This window comes from Marinobacter sp. PE14 (assembly GCF_053566155.1).
In genome coordinates this window covers 572363-597670 of the sequence record NZ_JBQXNY010000003.1, presented here as the reverse complement: position 1 = coordinate 597670, position 25308 = coordinate 572363, and the positions used below count along the sequence as shown (strand labels likewise).

Here is a 25308-nt window from a genome sequence, read left to right as displayed (position 1 = left end):
TCTCATGACTGAGAAGGACGCAGGCGGACAGGATAGCCAACAGAAAGCGCGGATGCTGCAAGACATGCTGCTGGACGCGCTCCATGCCATGCGCTCTCTGGAGGAAGTGGAAGGGTTGCAGAAACCGGCGGCTCAGGAACGAACGCCGGAAGGCTTGATCGACCGCCTGGCCAGCCTTACCGGGTCTGCGCTCCGGTTCGGGGTCAAGGCCACGGATACGTCTCTGCGGGTGGGCCGGGCGCTGATCAATTCCCAGGATCAGCTGCGGGCAATGCTCACAGCAGGCCAGTCTCTCAAAGACATTCGCGAAGTGGCCGGCCTCACCGTGTCGGAAATGAGCGAGGCCCTTAACTTGCGGGACAAGTCCGTCCTGGAGGCCATCGAGAACGGCACCACCACCCTGTCCTTCGAACTGATACTACGTCTGGCTGCCCTCATTGCCAGAAACGACCCAATCCCGTTCATCATGCGCACCACGCGCAACTACAACCCTGAAGTCTGGCAGATTCTGAACGATTGGGGCGTGGCGAGACTCCCCCTGCAATTTGAGCGGGAGCGGGAGTTTATCAACATCTTCCGCCGGCATGACGACGCTCGCACGCTCTCGGATGAAGGTTTCCAGAAAGTGCTGGAGTTCACCCGTCAAAGCTTTGAAATGTCCCTGCACTTTATCGAGGAGCAGGAACGGCAGGTGGCCGAACTTCGGGCCACCTACGAGGAAAAGCACCCAGAAGTGAAAGGGTCACCTGACAAGCCCGCCCCCAAAAAGAAACAGCCGGAGCGCACCCCGCCGTCAACCAAATAACGCCTGCATACCGGTGATATTCGGGTTATGAACCACACCCCTTTCAGTAACGATGGCGTCGATCAGGCTTGCCGGTGTCACGTCAAAGACCGGGTTGAACACGTTGACGCCTTCCGGCGCCAGCCCAATACCGCGTATCTCCCGGATCTCAATGCCGTCGCGCTCCTCAATGGCCACATCTGCCCCTGAAGCCGTGGCCATGTCCACCGTGCTTGAAGGCGCGACCACCATGAAACCCACCTTGTGATGACGGGCCAGAACCGCCAGGCTGTAGGTGCCGATCTTGTTCACCACATCGCCATTGGCGGTTATTCGATCCGCGCCGACGATCACCCAGCGTACGTCTTTCCGGGCCATGATGGCGGCAGCGGCACCATCGGCATTCAGTGTGACGGGAATGCCGTCGCGTGACAGTTCCCAGGCCGTCAACCGGCCACCCTGAAGCCAGGGGCGAGTCTCGTCGGCATAGACGTCTGCCAGCAGCTTTTCCTCATGGAGACGACGAACAACGCCCAGTGCCGTACCGTAGCCCCCGGTGGCCAATGCACCGGTATTGCAATGAGTCAGCACCGAAAACGGTGCCTCTGCTCCGATGAACTCAAGGGCATGGTCCGCCATGGCAAAATTGGCGGCCAGGTCTTCCTCATGTATGGCCTGGGCCTCCGAGGCCAAGCGTTTTACCGCTTCGTCCAGCGAATGGCACGCATGGAAAATCCTTTCCATGCGCTGCAGCGCCCAAAACAGGTTTACTGCGGTCGGACGTGAAGCTGCAAGCTCACGAATGGCCTGTTTGATTTCCGCCTTCCAGTCCCCGCCACCGGCATGCCTGGCCGCAAGGGCCACCCCATAGGCTGCACTAATGCCGATTGCAGGAGCGCCCCGAACCACCATATCCCGGATACTCTGCGATACACCGGCAGCGCCTTCCAGCGTTATCCAGTGCTCCTCTCCCGGCAGCAGGCGTTGATCCAGCAGCTCAAGACTGCTGCCATGCCAGCGTATTGCAACGGTGCCAATGGCCCGTTCGTGGGAGGGTTTCGGGGTTGTTGTCATAGAAAACTGCTCCGGTTTTTCAGCGCTGAAAACTGCCAGTATAACGGTTATACTTCCGGGCTACATTTTCAAGGTGTGGAAGCTCCGCGCCATGCGCTGTAAGGCAGGATAAATGACGGCAGACACTATCACCGCAGCCGATATTCGCATCAACGCACGCTGGCTGATACCAATTGAGCCGGCAGGCACGGTGCTTGAGCATTATGCAGTCATTATCCAGGGTGACCGCCTTGCCGCTGTCATCCCCCAGGAACAGGCGGACAGGTCGTTCAGAACCCGGGAAACCGTCGATCTTCCAAACCACGTCGTGATGCCCGGCCTGATCAATATGCACGGCCACGCGGCCATGAGCCTGTTCAGGGGCATGGCAGACGATCTTCCGCTGATGACCTGGCTGAATGACCATATCTGGCCGGCCGAAGGTCGCTTTATCAGCGAGCAGTTCATTGCCGATGGCACCCAACTGGCCATGGCCGAGATGCTGCGTACGGGAACCACCACGTTTTCTGACATGTATTTCTTCCCGGAAATTGCCGCTCAGATGGCGCACGATACGGGCATTCGTGCGCAAGTCTGTTTTCCGCTGCTCGACTTCCCGACGCCCTGGGGTGCCGGCCCCGAGGAATACCTGAGCAAGGGCGCCGACTTCATCGACAGCTGGAAAAACGATGGCTATATCATGCCTGCCATTGGCCCCCATGCACCCTACACCGTGTCCGACGGCCCGATGATTGAAGCCGTCCGGCTCTCGGAGAAAACCGGCGCAGCCATCCAGATCCACCTGCACGAAACGGCATTCGAAGTGGCCGAGGCTACTGAAAAGCTGGGTCAACGGCCGACAGCCCGACTGGCGGATCTCGGCCTGCTCCGCCCAGAGACCCAGTGCGTACATATGACCCAGATTGATGCCAGCGATATCAGCTTGCTTAAAAAAACGGGCGCCCATGTCATCCACTGCCCGGAATCGAATCTGAAACTGGCCAGTGGTCTTTGTCCGGTGCAGGAACTCCTCGATAGCGGGGTTAACGTCGCCATAGGCACCGACGGCGCCGCCAGCAACAACGACCTCGATCTGTTCGGGGAACTCCGGACTGCCGCCATGATGGCCAAAGTTGTGGCCAATGATGCCTCGGCGCTATCGGCGCACAAGGCCCTGCAGATGGCCACCATCAACGGGGCAAGGGCTCTGGGGCGGGACCATGACCTGGGTTCTCTGGCCGAGGGCAAGCTGGCGGACATCATTGCCGTTGACCTGAGCGACCCGTTTTTGCAGCCGGTCTACGACCCGGCTTCACACCTCGTATACAGCAACCATGGTCGATCAGTAAGCCACAGCTGGATTAACGGCGTACCACAAGTACAGGATGGCCGGCTTACCCGCATTGACGTTGCCGATCTCATGCTTCGAGTTGAGGACTGGGCCGGGCGAATCCGCACAAAGGCTGACTAACCGATTTCCTATTGATTCACCAGGCAGAACCAACCATGACAAACCAGAACGTAGACCGGAACGAGATCGCCAAATTCGAGGCCCTGGCCAGCCGCTGGTGGGATCCCTCGAGCGAATTCAAGCCACTGCATGATATTAATCCCCTGCGGCTGAACTACATCGACGAGCGGGTTTCCCTGGCCGGAAAGCGGGCTCTGGATGTCGGCTGCGGTGGTGGCCTGCTGTCGGAGGGCATGGCTCAGCGCGGCGCCCACGTTACCGGTATCGACATGGGCGAGGCTCCGCTGGCCGTCGCGCGCCTGCATGGCATGGAGAGCGGCGTGAACGTGGATTATCGCCAGATCACCATCGAAGAGCTGGCCCAGGACAGCGAACATGCGGGCCAGTACGACCTGGTTACCTGCCTGGAAATGCTTGAGCATGTGCCGGATCCTGCATCGGTGGTGAGTGCCTGTGCCGCCATGCTGAAACCGGGCGGCCATCTGTTTGTATCAACCATCAACCGGAACCCGAAATCGTTTCTGTTTGCGATTGTCGGGGCGGAATACGTGCTCAGGTTGCTGCCAAAGGGCACCCACGAATGGAAGAAGTTTATCCGGCCATCAGAGATGTCCGACCATCTTCGCCACGCAGGGCTGGAGGTCCGTGAGCTTACGGGCATGACCTATAACCCTGTCACCAAGGTCTACAAACTCGGACGGGACGTGGACGTCAACTATCTGATGCATGCCAGGGATATTCGTGAAGCCTGAAACCACTCATCGAGCCTCCACGGTCCTGTTTGATCTGGATGGAACGCTGATCGACACGGCACCGGACTTTATCCGGTGCCTGAATCAGTTACGGGAACAGCACGGACTGCCCGCCCTTCCCCACGAGCATATCAGACGCTCGGTCTCTAACGGCGCACGCGCCATGATCCGGGTAGGCTTCGGCCTGGAACCGGAACATCCGGAATACCTGGAAAAACACACCGCGTTCCTCGACCTCTACGAGGCTGGCGTGGCAGTGGAGACCAGCCTGTTTGAGGGCATGGACGATCTTCTCAAAGCCCTCGAGGAGCAAGGTATTCCCTGGGGCATTGTGACCAATAAGCCTGCAAGGTTCGCGGTTCCACTGATCGAGGCCCTTAACCTGGCTGACCGGTGCGCGGCACTGGTTTGCCCCGATCACGTTGCCCAGCGCAAGCCTCATCCGGAGGCCCTCTTTCTGGCCTGTCAGCAGATGGGCACCGATCCGGCCACCGGCATTTATGTGGGCGACCACGAACGGGACATCGAAGCCGGGCGTAACGCGGGCATGAAAACCATTGCCGTCCGCTACGGTTACATCGAGGAGCCGGAAGCCATTGACCTGTGGCAAGCGGACCTCATCGCCGACACCGTCACGGACCTGGCAAAGCTGTTACAATAGCGCCTCAAATTTAGGATCCGGTGTTCAGCCGGTAACAGCCTGACACGGAGACAGGTTATGCATGATTACCAAGCACCCGCCGATCTTCTGAAAGACCGCATCGTGATGGTGACGGGTGCCGGCAGCGGCATTGGCCGGGCTGCAGCCAAGGCCTACGCCGCCCATGGCGCCACCGTGGTACTGGTAGGCCGCACGGTCAGCAAACTCGAAACGGTTTACGATGAAATCGAGGCAGCCGGCCATCCCAAGCCCGCCATCGTGCCCATGAACTTCGAGGGCGCCGCGGTGAAAGACTACGAAGAACTGGCCATGACCCTGGAAGATAACTTTGGGCAGCTTGACGGTTTGCTGCACAACGCAGCGATTCTGGGCGACCGCAGTCCTGTGGAGCTGTATGACCCGGAAACCTGGAACAAGGTCATGCACGTGAACGCAACGGCGCCGTTCCTGCTAAGCCGCGCAATGATCCCCCTGCTTCGCAAATCCGACGACGCCTCGGTGATCTTCACCTCCTCTGGTGTCGGCCGCAAGGCGAAAGCCTACTGGGGCGCCTACGCCGTCTCCAAGTTTGCCGTAGAGGGCCTGAGCCAGTTGCTGTCCGAAGAACTGGACGACGAACGTCACAATGTCCGGGTGAACAGTCTGAACCCCGGCGCGACCCGTACCAATATGAGAGCCCACGCCTATCCGGCGGAGAACCCACAGCAAAATCCGGCACCAGAGGACCTGATGCCGATTTACCTGTACCTCATGGGCAAGGACAGCCAGGGCGTCAACGGCCAGAAACTCGACGCACAGCCGAAATAATGGAACTGCTTTTTTACACAACCTCCCAGTGCCACCTGTGCGAACTGGCCGAAGCCCTGCTTGTAAGCACGCCCATGCCGGAGCCGATCCCGGTAGACGTGGTAGACATTGCCCAGTCCGAAGAACTGGTAGAACGCTACGGTACCCGGATACCGGTGCTCCGACGCAACGATACCGGTGCGGAACTGGACTGGCCTTTTACCAGGGATGACTTACTTACATTCCTGCAATGAGGATTGCCTGACATGTTGATGGTTATTTCCCCTGCCAAAACGCTGGATTACGAGAGCCCGCTGGCGACCAGTACCTATACTCAGCCGGAATTCCTCGAGGATGCCTGCGAGCTGGTCGACCAGCTTAAAACGCTGGAGCCGCACCAGATCAGCAATCTGATGAGCATCAGCGACAAGCTTGGACAGCTGAACGCCGAGCGCTTCCAGAACTGGCACACACCTTTTACCCCCGAGAATGCCCGGCAGGCTGTACTGGCTTTCAAGGGTGACGTGTACACCGGCCTGGACGCCGAGAGCTTCAGCGAGCAGGACTTCGACATTGCCCAACAGCATCTGCGCATGCTTTCCGGTCTGTATGGCATCCTGAAACCGCTGGACCTGATGCAACCCTACCGCCTGGAAATGGGTACCCGGTTCGAGAATAACCGTGGCAAGGATCTTTATGCCTTCTGGGGCAACAAGATCACCCAGGAGATTAACCGGCTGCTTGCGGATGACGACGGCGTGCTGGTCAACCTCGCCTCCAACGAGTATTTCAAAAGCGTAAAGAAGAAAGACCTTGAAGGCCGGCTGATTACCCCCCAATTCAAAGACTGGAAGAACGGTCAGTACAAAATGATCAGCTTTTATGCCAAAAAAGCCCGGGGGCTGATGTGTCGGTTTGCCATTCAGAACCGCATTACCCAAGCCGACGACCTCAAGGGATTCAACCTCGAAGGCTATTACTTCAGCGAAGACCAATCCGATAAGAACAACTGGGTTTTCCTGCGGGATGAACAGTAATCCACGTTGAAATCGGAGTCAGCAATGAACGAAGCAATGTTTTCCCAGATCGCCATGCTGGTGTTTCTGACCGGCCTTATTGTCTGGATGGGTTTCATCGTCTGGGATCTGGCCAAGAAATCCCAGGCCGGCAAGTTCGGCACCATCGCACTGTTTACGGTGCTGGGCGCCGGCGTTGTGGGCTTTATCGTTAAAACCGTAATCGTAGAGATCATGCAAATATGAAAGACAAGGACCAGCCCTGATGTGGTTTCGCAACGCCCGCGTATTCCGATTTACCAAACCCTTTGATATCTCTGCCGAAGAGCTGGAAGAAAAGCTCCAGGCCGACGCCTTCAAGCCCTGCGGACCTCAGGAAACCAGCCGCCAGGGCTGGGTACCGCCGCTGGGCAAGCATGGCGAACAGCTGGTTCACAGTGCCAACGGCTATCACCTGATTGCCCTGCGCAAGGAGGAAAAAATTCTTCCCGGCCCGGTGGTGAAAGAAGCCGTTGAGGAGAAGGCCGAAGCCATAGAGTTCGAGCAGGGCCGGAAAGTCCGGCGCAAAGAAAAGGACGAAATCAAGGAACAGGTAATGCTGGAGATGCTGCCCCAGGCCTTCTCCAAGAACCGCCGCTCCTTTGCCTACCTCGCCCCTCAGGACGGCGTTCTGGTGGTAGACGCGGGTTCCGCCAAGCAGGCGGAAGATCTGGCCTCGACTCTGCGCAAGAGCCTCGGATCGCTGCCGGTTCGTCCACCCGCGGTGGAACAGGCGCCGGCTTTCACCTTTACCGGTTGGCTGAACGAATCCATCGACCTGCCCGGCAAGGTGGTTCTGGGCACTGAATGCGAACTCAAGGATCCGTCTGAAGATGGCGGGGTGGTGCGTTGCAAAGGCCTGGACCTGAAAGCCGATGAAATCCGCAACCATCTGGATGCGGGCATGCAGGTGACCAAGCTGTCCCTGACATGGGACGACAACGTCTCCTTCGTACTGGATGAAGAACTGGGCATCCGTCGCCTGAAATTCGGCGAAACACTTCAGGACCAATTGGACGATGTCGACGTGGACGACCACGTTGCCAAGTTTGACGCGGCCTTCACCCTGATGACCCTTGAACTGTCCCGGCTGATTCCAGGGCTCCTGGAAGCGCTCGGTGGCGAAGATCGCTCTGCGATTGTCGAAGAGTAAAGCCGTAAAACCGGGTCAGATGCCTTTCTTATCTGACCCGGCCTCCCTTGCACTGCTCAGTGGGCGCTCTTTCCCAGCCGCTCTCGCTGCCAGTCTTTTTCCGGTTCGTTCAGGACCAGCCGCAGATCCATCACTTCCTCTTCGGTGTTGAACTTGATTTCAAAACCCAGATGTTCCGCCAGCTGCAGCATGGGACGATTATCCGGCAGCACATTGCCCACCATTTCCACGGTGCCCCTGGCCCGGCAGTAATCGATCATCTTCTGCATGAGGGCAACGCCGAGGCCTTCGCCCTTCATTTTATCGTGCACCATGACCGCGAACTCGCATTGCAGGTTATCGGCATCGGTCCAGGTTCGAACGGTTCCCAGGGTTTCCTCGCCTTCCCCGTCTTCCCTGGGCGCGTTGGCAATAAAAACCATCTCCCGGTCGTAATCGATTTGCACCATCTGGGCAACGTCTTCCCGGGAGAAATGCTTGCGATACTGGAAGAATCGGTAACGAATGGATTCCGGCGACTGCAACTCATGGAAAGCCCTGTGGGCAGGCTCATCTTCCGCCAGTACCGGGCGAATGATGACCCGGCGCCCGGATTTGGGCAAAACAATCCATTCCTCCAGTTCCCGCGGGTAAGGCTGAATAATCGGCCGTCCCGGCTTGTCGGCCAGATTGATGGCGATATTCACCGCCACGGCGCCCTGCTCGTTGAACAGCAAGGGCGAGATTTCAAGACCCTTGATTTCCGGAATGTCGATAACAATCTGTGAGAGGGTGACCAGGGTCTCGGACACCGCGCGGATATCCTCTTCCGGCTTCAGGCTGTGTTCTTTCAGCAGCTTGTACATGTAGGTACGGCGCAGAAGCTCACGGGCCAGCACCATATTCAGGGGCGGCAGTGCGATCTGCCGATCGGTCATCACGTTGATCTGGGCACCGGCGGCACCGCAAACCACCAGGGGGCCGAACAGCGAATCCCGGGTGATGCCGACGCTGAATTCAATACCGCCGACGTGTTGATAGGAGCGCTGAACCGCAAACCCGAGAAATCCACTGTCCGGGAAGTGGCTCTTGTATTCCTCCATCAGGTAGCGGCAGGAATCCATGATAGCCGCTTCGCTGTTGAGCTTCTGTACCGTACCCTTGTACCGACGCTGGGTCGGAGACAGATCCAGAAAAGGATGGCATGCCTGCTCATGAATGATGGTGATATCGATGGGGCGCCGCTCAACCGCAAACACCTCCAGAACCTCTTCCATGTCGTCGCAGTACATGGTGTCGATGGTGCTGATGCCATAATCCCGCACCAGATCCCTAGCCTCGCGATTCGACAGATGGTAACGCCCCGAACGCAAGGCCCGGCTAACGACATGACGTGTGTGCGTGCGATCAGCGAAATGATCGGTAAAGGACTCCGGCGTTTCCGTGAGCAGACGCTGAACCCGCTGATGCCGCACATGCTGCATGAACGCCATCACCGCTTTCTCCGGATTGAAGAACGAAGGCAGCCCGGCCCGGTAGAACTCTTCCCGGGCATCCATGACCGTGCTCTGGCCCAACCAACAGGTGAACACATTCAAACGGGTGCCCTTGGATGCCTGAACAACCGCGTCTGCGATCCGAAGGCTGTCCTCGGTCAGACTGGGCGCATACATCACCAGCACATTGGCCACCTCCGGGTCTTTGGCCAGGATCTTGATGGCCTGACCATAGAGCTCCGGGGACGCATCGTAGTTCAGATCGATCGGGTTCTTGCGAGTCCAGTAAGGTGGTAGCAGCTCAGCCAGGCCTTCAATACTCGCCTTCGATAATTCAGCCAGCTCTCCGCCAAGATCCGCCAACCGGTCCACGGCCAACACCCCGGGGCCGACCCCATTGGCCATGATCGCCAGGGTTTCGCGGCGCAAAGGGCGCATCCGCGTCAATGTCTCGAGCGCATCAAACATCTGGCCAAGGCCATCCACCCGGAGCACACCTGCCCTCTGAAGCATGGCATCGTAGATCGGATCGCTGCGCTTCAAACCGTCGGGCAGGCTGTGGGGAAACCACTCCGACTCCGGTACCCGACCGGACTTCACCGCAATCACCGGCTTGGTGCGGGACGCCACCCGAACCGCCGACATGAAACGCCGGGCATTGGGAATGTTTTCGATGTGCAGGAGAATCGCACGGGTCTGGGTATCCTGCGCCAGGTAGTCGATCAGGTCGTCGTGATCGATATCCATGCCATCGCCCAGGGTCAGGAAGTAGGAAAACCCCACACCACGGGCGAATGCCCAGTCTATGACCGAACTGGCGATGGTGCCGGACTGGCCAACGAAGGCAACCCGGCCAGGGATGGCGCCCATATGGGCGTAGGTGGCGTTCAGGCTGCGGGCGGGAACCATCAGGCCAATGGTGTTGGGGCCCAGTACGCGGATTCCGGTTTCCCGGGCCGCTTCACGAACGGAATACATCAGGGGCTGGCCGGTTTTACTATGAGTACGTGACATGCCACCGGTCATAACGATCGCGGTGCGCACCCCGGCCTCCCCCAGCCGCTTGATGGTCTTGGCCACGGTATCAGGCGGCGTACAGATGATTGCCAGGTCCGGGGAAAATTCCATTTTCGAGACTTTCTTGACGCAGGGAACCCCGTGCACGTTGTCGTAATCGTTCTGGTTCACAACCAGTAACCGGCCGGGATAACCGCCCCCCATCAGGTTCCGCAACACCATACCGCCAAGGTTGTCTGCCCGCTCCGACGCACCGATCACCGCAATGGATGCGGGATTGAACAGGCTCTCCAGATACCGGGTGCTCAAGCTGACTCTCCTTTGTATGCGGCCGGCAGGCCATTGGGGAAATAAATGTAATAAAACAGGTTACTTATGAGTGTAACTCTTATCTTAGGCCTTGATACCCCGATGTGAAATGACTATCGCCCTTATAAGACCAAAGAAACACGGCATCGTGCAGTTTTCCCTGATAAGCTTGAAGAAAATATAAGCATATCGAAGGCAGTCCGAGACGTATGACCACGGCATTCTTTTCCCACGATGACTTCATGAAACACAACATGGGGCCGGAACACCCGGAGAGCCCAGAGCGGCTGGCGGCCATCATCAGCTACCTTGCTGATACTGGCCTGGACCAGAAGCTGGACTGGGTCCGGCCCGAAGAAATCACCCGTGATCAGCTTCTGATGGTGCATCCGGAAAAATACCTCCATCAACTGGACCTGATGCAACCAACCCGCGGCCGCGTGTTTACCGACCCGGACACCGCCATGATGCCGGACACACTGCGCGCCGCCCGTCTGGCAGCCGGTGCCAATGTCCAGGCCGTGGATATGGTCATGAGCAGCCAGGTTACCAACGCGTTTGTTTGCGCCCGGCCGCCTGGGCATCATGCCGAGCGGGCGAAATCCATGGGCTTCTGTTTTTACAACAACGTTGCCCTCGCCGCCATGCGCGCCCTCACCTTTCATCATCTGGAGCGGGTCGCGATCATCGATTTCGATGTGCACCAGGGCAATGGCACCGTGGACATTGTCGGTGGCGACGAGCGTATCCTGATGTGCTCAAGCTTCCAGCACCCTTTCTACCCGCACTCCCACGTGCACCGGCAGGCCGACAACATCGTGAATATTCCGATTGAGGCAAACTGTTCGTCGGAAGAGTACCGGAAACAGGTGGAGGCAGGATGGCTGAAGCGCCTGAATGAATTCAAACCGCAGTTAATCCTGATTTCCGCGGGTTTTGATGCCCACCGGCTGGATCCGATGGCAGAACTGAATCTGGATACGGAAGATTATCGCTGGCTGACGGAAATGATTGTGGGTGTCGCCAGTGAGCACAGCAATGATCGGATCATTTCAACCCTGGAAGGCGGGTACCACCTGAGGGCCCTGGCGGAAAGCGTGAATGCCCACCTGGAAGTTCTGGATTCGGTTTACTGACGCCAATCAGCCCCTGGGTTCGCCGCCATAGCCGTTGGCCTGTTGCAGTTCCGGGCGGTCACCGGCCCGTTGCAGGCGGATATTGGTGCGGCGGTTATCTGCGGGCCGGTTGGATACCGGGTACTGGTCGCCGTGAGCCCGAACAGTAATCAGGTTTTCATCAATACCGCTCGCCTTGAGGTAGTCAGCCACCACATTGGCGCGATCTTCGGAAAGGGCGCGGTTGTCGATCCGGCTTCCAATACTGTCACTATGGCCATCCACGAAAATCCGCTCAACCGTGGAATCGGCATTCACATAAGCCACGATGTTATCCAGTAGTTGCCTGTCGGCATCGGACAATTGCGTGCTGCCGCTGGCAAAGGGCACCCTTGAGCGCTGGATCTGATCAAAGTTTACCGGCAGAAGATTGGACGTACAGCGCTGATAGCGCTGGTACTCGCCGGCAAAGTTGATGTTGGAGACCTGAACCCGCACCGGGCGGCCATCAAACCACGAATCCCTGGTTACCGTCGGGCGCATCCCATCCAGAAGTCCATGGGCGACCACGAACGCCTGACGGGTATCCAGCGAGACCTGACGGCGATCATCCGATACGTTGACCGTTCCCAGGGGCTTCGGCGCCACACCCGGACGCCAGGCCGGTGCCTCGACCACAAGGCTGCCGCGCCCCGGTCGCATCAATGCAGAATCAGACTCCAGGAAAAAGCTGAGACTTTCACCGGCGCGATGATTGAACACTGCCCGACCGTAGCCGGGAACTTCGTGCACCAGGCGGCATTCAAATACCGACTCGGCGAGATACCACTGGCTGTTCTCGATTCCGGCGCCATAGCTGGCAGCCTGCGCGGTTACCGGCAGAAGCACCACGGGCAACGTGGCAAACAGCAGAGTATTCAGGAGTTGTCCGGGGCGAAATCCCATAGAGCTAGCCATCAGTGTCCGGAGTTAGCAGAGTCAGACTGTTTAACGGCCTGAGTCGGAAGTTCTTTAGCCACCAACCGCAAAACAATCACCCGCGCCTTCTGGTATAATTCGCGAAATTTTTTCGGCTCCCAGAGAACCGGGCCCAAGCTCGCCTCGCCAAAGGTATTTCGGACAACTGCCATGACAGAAAAGCTCACGCTCACACGCCCCGACGACTGGCACCTTCACGTACGGGACGGCGACATTCTCAAGGACGTGGTACCGGCTACGGCCGCTTGCTTCGGTCGCGCCATCATCATGCCTAACCTGGTACCGCCGGTGACAACCGCAGCCGATGCCAAAGCCTACAGGGAACGCATTCTGGCGGCTGCCAATGGCGCTGGATTCGAGCCGTTGATGACGTTGTATTTGACCGAGAGCATGACGGCGCAGACCATCCGGGATGCCAAGGCAGCCGGCGTTGTGGCCGCCAAGCTTTACCCGGCCGGTGCAACGACCAATTCCGACTCCGGCGTGAAGGATATCCGCAACATCTACCCGGTTCTGGAGGCCATGGCCGATTGTGGCATGCTGCTGCTGGTACACGGCGAGGTAACAGATGCCGATATCGACATTTTTGACCGGGAAAAGGTGTTTCTGGAGCGTGTCCTGGCACCCACTCTCGAGGCTTTCCCGAACCTCAAGGTTGTACTGGAACATATCACCACGGCCGATTCCGCAGAGTTTGTCCGGCAGCACGCCGGAGACAACCTCGGTGCGACTCTAACGCCCCAGCACCTGATGTATAACCGCAACCACATGCTGGTAGGCGGCATTCGACCGCATCTCTATTGCCTGCCAATCCTGAAGCGTAACCGCCATCAACAGGCGCTCAGGGACGCGGTGGCCAGCGGCGACAAACGCTTTTTCCTGGGCACGGATTCCGCCCCTCATTCGAAGGATCGCAAGGAGGCGGCCTGCGGCTGTGCTGGCTGTTACTCAGCCTACGGCGCAATCGGCCTTTATGCGGACATTTTCGAAGAGCTGGGCATCCTGGATAAACTTGAAGCATTTGCCAGTTTCAACGGGCCTGATTTCTATGGCTTACCGCGGAATACCGATACCATCACCCTGATTCGTGCCCCCTGGACCATGCCGGCAGATCTGCCACTGGCTGGCGGAACCATCGTGCCCCTCAAGGCCGGTGAAACCGTTAACTGGAAACTGGCGTAAACCTGACTTATTCCTTCTCACACACGGCCAAGACCGGAGCTTGAGTGACTGACGAAAACAAACCACCGCATCCAATGTCCCGCCGCTTTCGTGGGTTTCTGCCTGTTGTAGTCGACGTTGAAACCGCTGGCTTCAACCCGGAGCGGGACGCCCTGCTGGAAGTGGCGGCAGTGATACTGACCATGGACGACGACGGCTGGGTGCGGCGAGCGGAGACCCATGTACAGCAGATTGATCCCTTCGAAGGCGCCAATCTGGAGCAATCCGCCCTTGATTTCACCGGCATCGACCCGTGGAATCCGGAGCGAGAGGCGGTACCCGAGCTGGAAGGACTCAGCGAAATTTTCAGCCCCATCCGTAAAGCGGTGAAAAACCACGACTGCAAGCGGGCCGTTCTGGTGGGCCACAACGCCACCTTTGACCACAATTTTATCTTTGCAGCGGCGCTTCGGGCCGACATCCGGCGCAACCCGTTCCACCCTTTCTCGACCTTCGATACGGCGACTCTGGCCGGCCTGGCCTATGGCCATACCGTTCTGGCCCAGGCCTGCAAGCTCGCAGGCATTCCGTTCAACAACAAGGAAGCACACTCCGCAGCCTATGACGCGGAAAAAACCGCGGACCTCTTCTGCGGCATTGTGAATCGGTGGAAGGAGCTGGGCGGCTTTCCGCCTCCGGTGATCCCCGAAGAGACCGAGTAACCACCATAAAAAAACCCGCCGCAGCGGGTTTTTTTAGTTGTGCGCCAGGCATAAGCGTGAAAGTCACGCCTCGTCCTCAGCTGACTTTAAACCGGGACAGCGAATCTTTGAGCTGATGAGACAACTCCGCCAAGTCACCACTGGCTTCGGATATCTGGGCCATGGCCTGTTTGGTCTCAAAGGACTTTTCAGAAATTGTAGATACGTTGCGCGTTACTTCTTCGGCCGTGGCTGATTGCTCTTCGGATGCCGTAGCAATCTGCTCGGCCATACCGGACATCCGGGTGACCTCGTCCACTGCCTCGCGAAGCTGCAATACAACGGCTCCTGCCCGCTCGGAAATACCTCTGGCCTGGGTGCTGCAGCGGGTAACCACCTTTGAAGCGCGCTCCGACGAATTGACCAGAGTTTCAATGGAACTACTTATCTCCTCGGTCGCCTTCTGGCTATTCTGGGCCAGGCTACGCACCTCATCCGCAACCACCGCGAAGCCTCGGCCCTGTTCACCGGCCCGGGCAGCTTCAATGGCGGCATTCAGAGCCAGCAAGTTAGTCTGGTCGGCGATGGACTTTATCGAATCAAGAACCCTGGTGATGGATTCCATATTCTTTCGCAAGTCCTCTATGCCGGCCTCTGCTTCCTCCAGTTCCCTCGCCATAGCACTGGTGTCAGCAGCGGAGGATTCCACCTCCGTGGCGCTGCGGCTGACCGCCTCATCCGTGCGCCGGGCACCGGCTGCCGATTCCGAGGTATTCTGGGACACCTCGCTGATGGCGGAGGACATTTCTTCAATGGCCGACGCCACCTGCTCAGTCTGCTCTGCCTGCTGGTTCACATTGTCCAGAGTCTGCGAGATAGTGCCGGACAACTGTTCAGATGCACTGGCCTGGCGCTGGGACGCTTCTTCAACCTTGAAGATCACTTCTTTCAGGTCCGACACCATCTTGAGCATGGAGCCATATACGCCCGTGGCCCTGTCACTGTCGGACGAATCAATGACCAGGTTACCCGCAGCCACCTGTTCCGCCAGTGCCTGCAATTCGGCCGGGTCTTTGCCGAGGGGTTTCATGACCCGCGCCGCGGTCCAGACTGCCACGGCCACCACAGCCAAGATCACAATAGCAATGGCTATCGCCGCCAGAGTCCACATTTCACGCACCGGCGCCAAGGCCTCGTCTTCGCTGATCTCCGCCACCAGCGCCCAGTTCAGCCCGCCTACGGTAACTGGCCTGTGGGCGGAAAACACTGGCTCGCCACGGTAGGACGTAACCACGCCTTCACCGGAATTTCCGGCCAGGGCCTCATCCACCGATGTCGAACTAATGCGTCCATTCTCCGGGTCGGCAAAGGAAGCGACAACACTGCGGTTTTCCGGATCCAGGTAGGAGTCTGACCGCATCAGGTTATCCGGCCCCACCAGATAGGCATCCCCGGTTTCGCCCATGCCATCTCGTTCCATCATGATGTTGTTCAGGCTGTCGATGGGGAACTGGAAGGCCAGCACGGCCAGCCGCTCATCTTTTTCGGAATATATGGGGGTTGCCACAAATCCGGCGGGCGCACCGTAGGACGGTACATACCGAGTAAAATCAACAAAAGTCGGAGCAGTATCCTGTCCGTCAGACATCGCCTGACGATAAGCTTCCGCCAGGCCAGAATCCGCGTAGGGACCGTCTTTCAGGGAGGTAGCAAAATCCACCTCTTTGGCTACGGAATAGATAACATGGCCTGTATCGGCATCAATCAGATAAATATCGTAGTAGCCGAACGCCTCCTGAAACTCCTTGAAGGAGGTATGCCACTGTTTGTGAAGCGTGTTATAAAACTGCGCGATATGAACGTCAGCCGATACCAATTCGTCTTTCTGCCCCACAGGATTCGGGTTGTCCACGATGTAACCCATCTGCAGAGCCAGGCTGTTTTTGCTGAGGGATGCAACGAAGTCCGAGGCTGAACGTCCGTTAGCACCACCATTTTGCTGCAAGGGTGGCAAAAAATTCTGCTGATAATAAGCCTCGACGTTGTCTCGTAAGGTCGATTGCTCCGCTTTTACCAGTTTTTCATAATTTTGAAATGCCAAACCAAACCCCTGGGCCGCAGTTCGGGTCCCGCGATTATTGGCCATGGCTTTCAGCTGCCGGGCAATAGTGCTGAGATAATCTTCTACACTATGCTGCTTATTGGTAGCCGCAATAGAGAGTTGTTGCAACGCCTGTTCCGTCAGGCTCTGTCGGGCAATTTCGGCGTTAAAAAACGAGATGGCAATGACGGGAAGCAGGCCAACCAGCAGCAAAGTCAGCAAAAGACGTTTTTTCAGAGTCATCAATGGCCTCATTTAGTATTGTTCTTACGCTAACCATCGGCCATCGGCACGTTTACTTTAGCCTAGAAAAACTCATAAAAGAGGCGAATCTCGTTCAATCAATAAATATGGGAGGGGGAGTAACTCCCCCTCCCACCAGCTTCAGGGGCTACTGCGTTACCAGTAGATGCCCCGCATGATGGCGGCGAAAGCTACCTGCTCGCTGGACACCTTCGGCTTCTCCCCGGAACGGCTACCGGCGGCGGACGGTGAATCCGGGAACATCCGGTAACCGGTGTTCATGACAATCTCGGCCATCTTGGGCGCCAGGGCATGAAGCACCTGAGCAAAGATACCCAAACGGGTAGCGATTCGCTTCGGCCGGTAGACGATGGCATCAGCAACCATGGTCGCAGCCTCGTCTGGCGTCAGCGTCGGAACAGAATCGTAGATCTTGGTTGGCGCAATCATCGGTGTTTTCACCAGCGGCATGTTAATGGTGGTGAAAGTGACATTGCGGTCCGACCATTCCGAAGCGGCGCAGCGGCTGAAGGCATCCAATGCGGACTTGGAGGCCACGTAAGCCGAGAATCGGGGCGCATTGGTCAACACGCCGATGGACGAGATGTTGACGACGTGACCGCGGCGGTTCTCCAGCATCTTGGGCGCAAAGCCCATGATCAGACGAACGGAACCAAAATAGTTCAGCTGCATGGTGCGCTCGAAATCGTGGAAGCGATCGAACGACAGATCCAGTGAGCGGCGAATCGAGCGCCCAGCGTTGTTGACCAGCACATCGACCTGGCCATGGTTATCCAGCACGGTCTTCACGAACTCGTCGCAGGCCTCCATATCGGAAAAATCGCAGGGATAGGCATGCACGCTTGCGCCCCGGGACTCCAGCTCCGCGGTTACTTCTTTCAGGCGCTCGAGCTTGCGGGCGCCGATCACAAGGATCGCGCCGGCGTCTGCCAGTTTCTGGGCGGTTGCTAGGCCAATACCAGACGTAGCACCGGTCACCACGCAGACGCGACCTTCAACCGTGCCCTTGAGCGTGCGGTCCTTGAAGAGGTCGGGATCCAGATTGCGCTCCCAGTAGTCCCAGATCACCGGCGCGTAGTCCGGCAGGCGGGGCACTTCAATGCCGGTGCCTTTAAGAACGCGTTCGGTTTCGCGGGCGTCAAAACGGGTCGGGTAATTGATGAACGACATCACGGACGGCGGAATGCCCATGTCATCAAGAATTGCCGACGTCAGACGCTTCACCGGTGGCAGGTTCTTCAAACTCTGGCGAATGAATGGCGGAATAAAGCCGAACATGCGGGAATCGATCCGCATCCCCATCCGGGGTGCGTGACCCGCCTCGCTGAAGATGTTGAGAATTTCGCCAACCTTGTACGGATCGGTATCCACCAGGTGGAAGCACTTGCCGTCTTCACCCTCGAGGTGGGCAATGTGATCCATGGCGTTAACCACGAAATCCACCGGCACAATGTTCAGACGCCCGCCCTCGACACCAATGGTCGGAACCCACTGGGGCAGCGCGTGGCGGATTTTCTGAATCATTTTGAAGAAATAGTAGGGGCCATCCACCTTGTCCATTTCACCGGTAGCGGTATGCCCAATCACCATGCCCGGTCGGTAGATGCGGAAGGGAACCTTGCATTCCTCACGAACGACCTTTTCAGATTCGTGCTTGGTCCGCAGGTACGGATGATCCAGCTTCTCGGCTTCCTCGAACATGTCCTCGCGGAAGATTCCCTTGAACAGACCGGCAGCCGCAATGGAGGAAACGTGATGGAAGTGCTTGGCGCCCATCGCTTCCGCAGCATTCACCGCAGCGCGGGTGCCCTCGATATTGGTCGCCTGCTGGGCTTCTTCATCTGCGCCCATATCGTACACGGCGGCGAGGTGAAAGAAGTGGTCGATTTTCCCTTTCAGGGCTTTCATCGTCTTGGCGTCGATGCCCAGATTCTTGCTGGTCAGGTCGCCTATGACGGCCTTCACCTGGGTTTCATCCGCGCCCCAGCGCTCACGCAATTTGTCCAGCTTGTCCTGGGATTGTTCACGCACCAGTACGTGGACAGTGCCACCACGTGCCAGAAGCTTCTCCACCAGGAAACGGCCAATAAATCCGGTGCCACCCGTCAGGAAATAATTCATCAATCTTCCACCCTGCCTGTTGCTCTGTTGTTGTCTATCCATGCCGGCACCCATACGACTAAAGTCTTAGAGTTTTCCGGAAACGCCGGCATTGTACTTAATTGCAACCTTCATGTATCGAACTTTTTTAGAGCTTTTACTCTGTAAGCCTTTGTTTTGTATAGAGCTATTACTCTAAATTTCTGACCCGACAAGCGGGACATGCCTGTCCGGTTCGTCGACACAATGTTTTTGAGACTAGCACAGGAATTGCCCCGTGCATGCTCAATTTCCGGATTACCACAATGCAATGAAAGCGCCCGCCAGCAATGACATAATCGGGAACTTATCGAGCCTTTTGGCATCTCTTGTTTTCACAGGAACACCGACCTCCGGAACCCCTACTATGCAGAAAGACAATCCCAACGCGGAACGCTACATTTCGATTGCCCGGGCCTGCCTGAAGGCCATCAACGACACAGCCGATAACGCTGGTTCACGGGAAGAGAAAATTCAGGCGGTCTACGAGGCCATCGACAAGGCCTTCCAGGCCGAGTTCGCAGATTATCGCCAGTCCGTCGCCATCATGGCCACGGTTCTCGAGCGTATTGCCTCGGGCCAGCTGGACAGTGAGAAAGCCGCCGACCTGGCACGTAAAACACTTGACCAGCAGCCTGAAAGCACCCGCAACGCGCTGATGCACTGATTCGCAAACCTCTTCTCCGGATCCCAGAGGGCCTATGAACACACGTACCGTCAGGAAGAACTCCATGCAGAACCCGATCTCACGCCTGTTTTCCCTGCTCATACTTTTGCTGTTCAGCACCCTTGCTCTTGCAGCGCAGATTCCGGAGAAGAGCCCCAATGACGACAACCAGTACCGGTTCATCGAACTGGACAACGGCCTGAAGGTCATTCTGGTGTCTGATGAGGATGCTGACAAAGCGGCGGCCTCAATGAACGTTGCTGTTGGTAGCGGAGATGATCCGGCGGAGCGGGAAGGCCTCTCCCACTTCCTCGAGCACATGCTGTTCCTCGGGACCGAGAAATACCCCGATCCGGGCGAGTACCAGCAGTTCATCAAGAGCCACGGCGGCCAGCACAATGCTTTCACCGCGTTCCAGGACACGAATTATTTCTTCGACGTTCAGGCCGAATTCCTGGAACCGGCACTGGATCGGTTCGCCCAGCAATTTTCTGCACCACTGTTCACCGCAGAACTGGTGGATCGTGAGCGCAACGCTGTGCACTCGGAGTTCAGCGCCAAACAGAAAGACGATGGTCGACGCTTCTATTCCGTCCAGAAGGCCGTCAGCAATCCGGATCACGCCTTCAGTCACTTTGCCGTCGGAAACCTGACCACCCTTGAGAATACGGAAGCAAATCCCCTTCGACCGGACCTGATCGAGTTCTGGCAGCAGCATTACTCCTCCAACATCATGAGCCTAGCGGTTTACGGGCCCCAAACCCTGGACGAGCTGGAATCCATGGTGCGAGGGCGGTTCGATACCATTGAAAACCGCAACCTTGAGACCAAGCGTCACGTGGCCAGCCTGTACCGCTCAGATGAGCTGCCAGCCAAGGTAACAGCAGAAGCACTCAAGGACGTTCGAAGCCTTTCACTCACCTTCCCCATTCCGTCCCAGGAAGAGAACTACCGCACCAAGCCCGCCAGCTACGTGGCCAACCTGCTCGGCCACGAGGGCCCGGGCAGCCTGTTCGATGTTCTGAAACGGGCGGGGCTTGCGGAAAGCCTGTCCGCAGGCCTGGGCATGGACACCGGAGAGAACGCCACCCTCGAAATCAGCATTTCCCTGACACCGGAAGGACTGGCTCGCCATGAGGACATCCTGCCGCTGGTATTCGATTACATCGAAAAAATTCGCCAGAAAGGTATCAGCGAGCAACGTTTCCTGGAAATGCAGAACCTGGCTCGCATCGATTTTCGATTCCGCGAACAGGGTAACCCCCTGCACGAGGCCATGCGCCTTTCTCGTTACCTCCAGGACTATCCCGCCGAAGACGTTTTGCGGGCGCCCTGGCTGGTTGAGCGCTTCGCGCCGGAACAGTACCGCGACATTCTGGACAGGCTGACGCCGGACGACCTCCTTGCTTTTGTTCTGGCACCGCAGCCTGAACTTGAAAATCCGAACCGAACCGACTGGTACGAAGCGGCCTGGACCCGGGAAGCACTCGACCCGGCAACGCTGAAGACCCAGAGCCTGCCAGAACTCGCTGCCCAGTTGCGTCTGCCGCCGGAGAATCCATTTGTGCCGGAAGATCTGGCGATGGTGCCCGGAAAAACCATGGCGCAGCCGACACAACTGGCAACCATCGAGGGAATGGATGTCTGGTTTGCCCGGGATACCCGGTTTGATACCCCGAAAGCCAACGTGTTTGTGGGCCTTCGTACGCCTGCCGCCCGAGCCTCGGCACGCAGCTACGTGCTCACTCAGCTGCTGGTGGACGCCATCAATACCAATCTGAACGCCTGGGCTTACTCCGCCAGTCTTGCGGGCCTGGATTACAGCGTCTACCCGCATCTCAGGGGTATCACGGTCCGGGTCGGCGGTTACAACGACAAACTCCATACCCTGATGAACCGGATTCTGCTCCAGGTGGCTGCACCGGAGCTGACCGAGCAACGTTTCGAGATCGCCCGGCAGCAGCTGATTGACGGCCTGCAGAATAAGGCCAAGGATCGCCCCGTCGAACAGACCTCTGAATTTATCCAGACGTCCCTCATCGAAGGCGCCTGGCCCACCGACGCCAAGCTGAGAGCCGCCCGGGAAGTTAGCTTCGAAGAGCTGCAATCCTTTTCTGAAGCCCTGCTGTCACAGGTTGACCCGGTTATGCTGGCGCACGGAAACCTCACCGAGGCCTCGGCTCTTAACCTCGCGCGGCAAATTGACGCCATTGTTCTGGGCAACAGCGAGCTGGTCCGGGTAGCACGCAGCCAGGTGCGCCAGCTGCCGGATAATGAAACCCTCGTCTCCATCGACGTCGACCATCCGGACACGGGCTATACCCTCTACATGCAGGGAGACAACACCAGCTTTGAGGAACGGGCCCGTTTCCGGCTGCTAGCACAGATTATCAGCAGCCCGTTCTACGAGGAGATCCGAACCAACCGCCAGATGGGCTACATCGTTTACGCGACGCCTTTTGAAATGCTTGAAACACCGGCCCTGGGGTTTGTTGTGCAGTCACCTTCCGCTTCCCAAGCAGAGATTGACCAGGCGGTTCAGGAATTCTCCAACAGCTTTGAGGAAACCCTCTCCGCTTTGACAGCGGAACGCCTTGATCGGGAGAAGCAGGCCGTTATCAGCAAACTACTCGAGCGGGACCGGCAACTGGGCGAGATTTCCAGCCGCTACTGGCGTGAGATTGATCGGAGCATGGACACGTTTGACTCCCGCCAGCAGCTGGCCAGCGCCATCAAACAGGTCGGGAAACCGCAATTGCTGGAAACCTTCAGAAAGGCCGTCCTGGAGCGAAAGCAGGCACTAGAGGTGGTCACAGGTGGAGATGGTCTGGAGGCAAACCGGGCGCTAGGCAGGCTCACCGAGCTGCCGCCGGTACCCGCCAGCTAGAAGTATCAAACAGAGCGCAGAAAGCGGGCCCAGTCCTCGGGCTCGTCGACATCCCAGCGGGGCTCCAGCAAACAATAGCTGAGCCCCGATGCTTTCAGGCGATCACAGGTCTGGGCCAGAACCTCCGGCGTGCCCCAGGCAATGTCATCCAGCATTCCCTCAGCCACTCGGGAGACTCCAATCAGGACATAACCGCCATCGTCTGAGGGCCCGAGTACAACGTCATAGTCCTTCAAGCGTGCGACGGCGTTACGGGCATAATCCGGATCGACCGAGGGGCAATCACTGCCCACCACCAATGCCCGGTCATAGTCCATAAGGGACTGGCTCAACGCACGATACATCCGCTGCCCCAGTGCGCTGCCCTCCTGAACGCCTTGGACCAGGCCGGCGGCATCAAGCTCTTCAATGATAGAGGCCGCCTCGCCAGGCCGGTCGTCCACTGGTCGATCCCACCAGAATTCCACCGGATAGCCGGTCGCACACAGGTTATCCAGCACGGCCAGCGTGAGCCGAACATGGGCTTCGAGAGCCCCCACCGCGCCCAACTCGGGCATCAACCGGGTTTTAACCCGTCCGGCTTCCGGCCATTTGGCAAACTGGAGAAAAACCGCCGAAGGAGGATTACTTTGAGGCATTGCGCACATCCGATCGGTAAATTTGGGCCAGAGACTCCGGCGATTCACCACGCCAATACCGCCAGCGCAGCTGCCACATCAGAAAAATTGTTCGCCAGGCACCGTGTTTCTGCCAACGGCGGCTATCGGTAACAACTGGCTCTTTTATACAGAAAGGACGGGACACCAGGCAAAGACGGCGTGAAAATTCGACATCTTCCATGAGCGGCATCGGGTGAAAGCCACCCAGGGCCTCGAAAGCGCCTCGCCGCACGAAGATAGCCTGATCACCGGTGCAGATGCCTGACAGACGCGAGCGCTGATTCATGAACCAGGCAATAACCCGGAACAGCGGCCGCTCACCACTCAGCCGCACATCGAACCGCCCCCAGGCGCGGCGGGAATGGACGAAACTTGCGAGATGCTCCAGAGCTTCTTCCGGCAGGCGCGTATCTGCGTGCAGAAACAACAGTAGATCGCCCTTTGCCATTGCCGCGCCGGCGTTCATCTGAAGCGCCCGGCCCCTCTCTGACTCAACCACTCTGTCGCAAAGCGGCCGGGCCAGCTCAACAGTTCGATCGGTGCTGCCGCCATCAACGACAACCACCTCATGCCCCCGGTTTCGAATCGGTTGCAGGGTGCGCAGGGTGTCGGTTACACCCGCCGCTTCCATCCAAACAGGAACAATCACGCTTAGCGAGAAAGGATCTGGCAAAACACACTCCGTGGCATTCTCTGAAACCGGGCCGAACCTTGAGCCTCAGGGCTTAGCCCGCTATCATACCGCCCTTCTCGCGATAATGCCCCCGTAGCTCATCTGGATAGAGCGTCCCCCTCCTAAGGGGAAGGTAGCAGGTTCGAGTCCTGCCGGGGGTACCATACCCGAACATATAATCTCTAACTTCAGAACCTTACCTGTCCTATTCCCGCATAGCTGTAATACAAATCGGCGGCATCTTCGATAGCCAGTCCACCGCCGCCCCGTGCTTTCAGCAGGGCTCTGTTGTGCAGCCCGACGGGTGTGCGGGTTTCCATGACATGATGCGCCAGATTGGCCCTCTTGAGTCGGGTGGTTACGTCAATTACCCGGAAAACCGTTTCCAATGGACGGCCCTACGCTTCCTTGCGGCTGAAGCCGGTCAGGATCTCAGCCGCCGTTTTCATATAGGTTATTCGCCCCGGTATCTGTTGCTAACACCGCATCGCCGCGAGCGAGACATGAGCTGCTCTAGCGCGAATAGCATGACTATTGTCATCCGGGATGGGCACTTACGCCCCTCTCGGGCTGGCTACAACGTCTATAAAGGTCGCGTTGGCAAGTCCGGAGACGCCAACTGCCGCCGCAATCGTAAGGATGCCAGCTAATTTCTTAATAAGAAAATCCTTCCCACCGATTAAGGTCAGCACTAAGCCTCGCTCGGTTCGGTAACAAATTCGGGCCAGCGACCATTAACTGGCCGACGACACTGACCCAGGTCTTACCAAATCAGCGTTGTAATTGGGTTCAGAAGTTATAACCCAGACCCACGGTATAGGCCCAGATGCCGTCATCCTGAAACGCATCCGTGGCATCGTTGGTGTCGCTGAACAGGAACTGGTACTCGGCGCGCGCCAGGAAATAGGTCTTGGTCTGCACATAGTACTTTAACCCAGCTTCAAGGCCGGCAAAGGCGCTGTCCTTGACACCATCACCGTAAATGCCGCCCAGACTCGCACCAACAAAGGGTCGCGCTCGATCGTCAAGGAACTGATAGTCAAGGTAACCCCGGGTTGAGCCGTTCCAGAAATCATCATTGACGCCCTCGCCTTCAATATCGGCGTAATTGAGACTCTGGCGAATACCGGCCACGAGATTCTTACGCAGATACCAGCCCAGGTCACCGGTTACACCGAAGCTCCCGCTGTTAAAGTCCCGGTCGTTACTGCCTGTTCCGGAGAGGGAGAATTCACGGTCGCCCTCGCGCGGGCCAAACTCGGCGGATTGTGCAGATACCCCCAGAGGCAAGGCACCCAGAAGACATAAAGTGATCGCAGCAGTCTTGATTCTGATCATGAGAAGCTCCTTGCTTACATTACTCAGATTGCATTTCCATAATGCGCCAATGAAAATCGGACGCGGGTTGTGGCGCAGCGAATGGTGAAACGTCGATTCGCTGCAACCA

General features: G+C 57.7%; 24 protein-coding genes and 1 tRNA gene. 16 read left to right on the top strand and 9 right to left on the bottom strand.

Features of this window, described 5'->3' with window-relative positions; translation table 11 throughout:
- Positions 1 to 4 precede the first annotated feature (4 nt).
- Positions 5 to 805: a helix-turn-helix domain-containing protein gene (locus ACWJ62_RS13435; RefSeq protein ID WP_449286631.1), complete on the top strand. Its 801-nt coding sequence runs from the start codon at positions 5 to 7 to the stop codon at positions 803 to 805.
- Here the strand turns inward: ACWJ62_RS13435 and mtnA are convergent.
- Entirely contained in the window at positions 794 to 1858 is a 1065-nt protein-coding gene (gene mtnA, locus ACWJ62_RS13430; protein WP_449286630.1) for an S-methyl-5-thioribose-1-phosphate isomerase, read from the bottom strand. The genes ACWJ62_RS13435 and mtnA overlap by 12 nt on opposite strands.
- Before the next feature lie 112 nt (positions 1859 to 1970).
- On the opposite strand from mtnA, the gene ACWJ62_RS13425 reads away from it, so the two are divergent.
- The 8 genes from ACWJ62_RS13425 to rdgC are packed head-to-tail and all read left to right on the top strand — an operon-like array spanning position 1971 to position 7715.
- Complete coding sequence (locus tag ACWJ62_RS13425) at positions 1971 to 3308, top strand: TRZ/ATZ family hydrolase (protein ID WP_449286629.1); 1338 nt, start codon at positions 1971 to 1973, stop codon at positions 3306 to 3308.
- A gap of 35 nt (positions 3309 to 3343) precedes the next feature.
- Positions 3344 to 4060, top strand: a complete 717-nt coding sequence (ubiG, locus tag ACWJ62_RS13420) for a bifunctional 2-polyprenyl-6-hydroxyphenol methylase/3-demethylubiquinol 3-O-methyltransferase UbiG (protein WP_449286628.1) — start codon at positions 3344 to 3346, stop codon at positions 4058 to 4060.
- Positions 4050 to 4721: a phosphoglycolate phosphatase gene (gene gph / locus ACWJ62_RS13415; protein WP_449286627.1), complete on the top strand. Its 672-nt coding sequence runs from the start codon at positions 4050 to 4052 to the stop codon at positions 4719 to 4721. The genes ubiG and gph overlap by 11 nt, the downstream gene beginning before the upstream one ends.
- Positions 4722 to 4778: 57 nt before the next feature.
- Entirely contained in the window at positions 4779 to 5528 is a 750-nt protein-coding gene (locus ACWJ62_RS13410) for a YciK family oxidoreductase (protein ID WP_008171450.1), read from the top strand.
- Positions 5528 to 5761, top strand: a complete 234-nt coding sequence (locus ACWJ62_RS13405; RefSeq protein WP_449286626.1) for a glutaredoxin family protein — start codon at positions 5528 to 5530, stop codon at positions 5759 to 5761. The genes ACWJ62_RS13410 and ACWJ62_RS13405 overlap by 1 nt, the downstream gene beginning before the upstream one ends.
- Positions 5762 to 5773: 12 nt before the next feature.
- The gene (gene yaaA, locus ACWJ62_RS13400) at positions 5774 to 6544 is read left to right on the top strand and encodes a peroxide stress protein YaaA (protein WP_449286625.1); all 771 of its coding nucleotides are present in this window, start codon (positions 5774 to 5776) and stop codon (positions 6542 to 6544) included.
- Between the two features lie 24 nt (positions 6545 to 6568).
- Positions 6569 to 6769 carry a DUF2788 domain-containing protein gene (locus ACWJ62_RS13395; RefSeq protein ID WP_449286624.1) on the top strand — a complete coding sequence of 67 codons (201 nt, stop codon included), beginning with the start codon at positions 6569 to 6571 and terminating at the stop codon, positions 6767 to 6769.
- A gap of 19 nt (positions 6770 to 6788) precedes the next feature.
- Entirely contained in the window at positions 6789 to 7715 is a 927-nt protein-coding gene (rdgC, locus tag ACWJ62_RS13390; RefSeq protein WP_449286623.1) for a recombination-associated protein RdgC, read from the top strand.
- Between the two features lie 56 nt (positions 7716 to 7771).
- Here the strand turns inward: rdgC and ACWJ62_RS13385 are convergent, their stop codons facing one another.
- A complete protein-coding gene (locus tag ACWJ62_RS13385; protein WP_449286622.1) occupies positions 7772 to 10516 on the bottom strand; it encodes a bifunctional acetate--CoA ligase family protein/GNAT family N-acetyltransferase in 2745 nt (914 codons plus the stop codon).
- Positions 10517 to 10725: 209 nt separating this feature from the next.
- On the opposite strand from ACWJ62_RS13385, the gene ACWJ62_RS13380 reads away from it, so the two are divergent.
- Complete coding sequence (locus ACWJ62_RS13380; protein WP_449286621.1) at positions 10726 to 11652, top strand: histone deacetylase family protein; 927 nt, start codon at positions 10726 to 10728, stop codon at positions 11650 to 11652.
- 6 nt (positions 11653 to 11658) lie between these two features.
- Here the strand turns inward: ACWJ62_RS13380 and ACWJ62_RS13375 are convergent, their stop codons facing one another.
- The gene (locus ACWJ62_RS13375) at positions 11659 to 12576 is read right to left on the bottom strand and encodes a flagellar protein MotY (RefSeq protein ID WP_449286662.1); all 918 of its coding nucleotides are present in this window, start codon (positions 12574 to 12576) and stop codon (positions 11659 to 11661) included.
- 183 nt (positions 12577 to 12759) lie between these two features.
- Here ACWJ62_RS13375 and pyrC point away from each other — a divergent pair, with 183 nt between their 5' ends.
- Together pyrC and rnt are read left to right on the top strand one after the other, a co-directional pair.
- Positions 12760 to 13791, top strand: coding sequence for a dihydroorotase (gene pyrC / locus ACWJ62_RS13370; RefSeq protein ID WP_449286620.1), 1032 nt, complete (start codon positions 12760 to 12762; stop codon positions 13789 to 13791).
- 44 nt (positions 13792 to 13835) lie between these two features.
- Positions 13836 to 14492: a ribonuclease T gene (gene rnt / locus ACWJ62_RS13365; RefSeq protein WP_148607714.1), complete on the top strand. Its 657-nt coding sequence runs from the start codon at positions 13836 to 13838 to the stop codon at positions 14490 to 14492.
- Positions 14493 to 14568: 76 nt separating this feature from the next.
- Here the strand turns inward: rnt and ACWJ62_RS13360 are convergent, their stop codons facing one another.
- A complete protein-coding gene (locus tag ACWJ62_RS13360) occupies positions 14569 to 16815 on the bottom strand; it encodes a methyl-accepting chemotaxis protein (protein ID WP_449286619.1) in 2247 nt (748 codons plus the stop codon).
- 156 nt (positions 16816 to 16971) lie between these two features.
- Positions 16972 to 18957 (bottom strand): SDR family oxidoreductase, encoded by a 1986-nt coding sequence (locus tag ACWJ62_RS13355; RefSeq protein WP_449286618.1) that lies wholly within the window; start codon positions 18955 to 18957, stop codon positions 16972 to 16974.
- A 385-nt stretch (positions 18958 to 19342) separates the two neighbouring features.
- On the opposite strand from ACWJ62_RS13355, the gene ACWJ62_RS13350 reads away from it, so the two are divergent.
- Positions 19343 to 19642 carry a hypothetical protein gene (locus tag ACWJ62_RS13350; RefSeq protein ID WP_008171428.1) on the top strand — a complete coding sequence of 100 codons (300 nt, stop codon included), beginning with the start codon at positions 19343 to 19345 and terminating at the stop codon, positions 19640 to 19642.
- A gap of 64 nt (positions 19643 to 19706) precedes the next feature.
- Complete coding sequence (locus tag ACWJ62_RS13345; protein WP_449286661.1) at positions 19707 to 22529, top strand: insulinase family protein; 2823 nt, start codon at positions 19707 to 19709, stop codon at positions 22527 to 22529.
- 5 nt (positions 22530 to 22534) lie between these two features.
- On the opposite strand, the gene ACWJ62_RS13340 is transcribed toward ACWJ62_RS13345, so the two are convergent.
- Together ACWJ62_RS13340 and ACWJ62_RS13335 are read right to left on the bottom strand one after the other, a co-directional pair.
- Positions 22535 to 23167 (bottom strand): TIGR04282 family arsenosugar biosynthesis glycosyltransferase, encoded by a 633-nt coding sequence (locus tag ACWJ62_RS13340; protein ID WP_449286617.1) that lies wholly within the window; start codon positions 23165 to 23167, stop codon positions 22535 to 22537.
- On the bottom strand, positions 23154 to 23861 hold the full coding sequence (locus tag ACWJ62_RS13335) for a TIGR04283 family arsenosugar biosynthesis glycosyltransferase (RefSeq protein WP_449286616.1): 708 nt from the start codon (positions 23859 to 23861) through the stop codon (positions 23154 to 23156). The genes ACWJ62_RS13340 and ACWJ62_RS13335 overlap by 14 nt, the downstream gene beginning before the upstream one ends.
- A gap of 87 nt (positions 23862 to 23948) precedes the next feature.
- Between ACWJ62_RS13335 and ACWJ62_RS13330 the strand changes: the two genes are divergently transcribed.
- Positions 23949 to 24025 (top strand) — tRNA-Arg (locus ACWJ62_RS13330).
- Between the two features lie 24 nt (positions 24026 to 24049).
- On the opposite strand, the gene ACWJ62_RS13325 is transcribed toward ACWJ62_RS13330, so the two are convergent.
- Positions 24050 to 24181 carry a hypothetical protein gene (locus ACWJ62_RS13325; protein WP_449286615.1) on the bottom strand — a complete coding sequence of 44 codons (132 nt, stop codon included), beginning with the start codon at positions 24179 to 24181 and terminating at the stop codon, positions 24050 to 24052.
- A gap of 3 nt (positions 24182 to 24184) precedes the next feature.
- On the opposite strand from ACWJ62_RS13325, the gene ACWJ62_RS13320 reads away from it, so the two are divergent.
- Positions 24185 to 24511, top strand: coding sequence for a hypothetical protein (locus ACWJ62_RS13320; RefSeq protein WP_449286614.1), 327 nt, complete (start codon positions 24185 to 24187; stop codon positions 24509 to 24511).
- Between the two features lie 139 nt (positions 24512 to 24650).
- On the opposite strand, the gene ACWJ62_RS13315 is transcribed toward ACWJ62_RS13320, so the two are convergent.
- Entirely contained in the window at positions 24651 to 25199 is a 549-nt protein-coding gene (locus tag ACWJ62_RS13315; protein WP_449286613.1) for a hypothetical protein, read from the bottom strand.
- Positions 25200 to 25308: the final 109 nt, after the last annotated feature.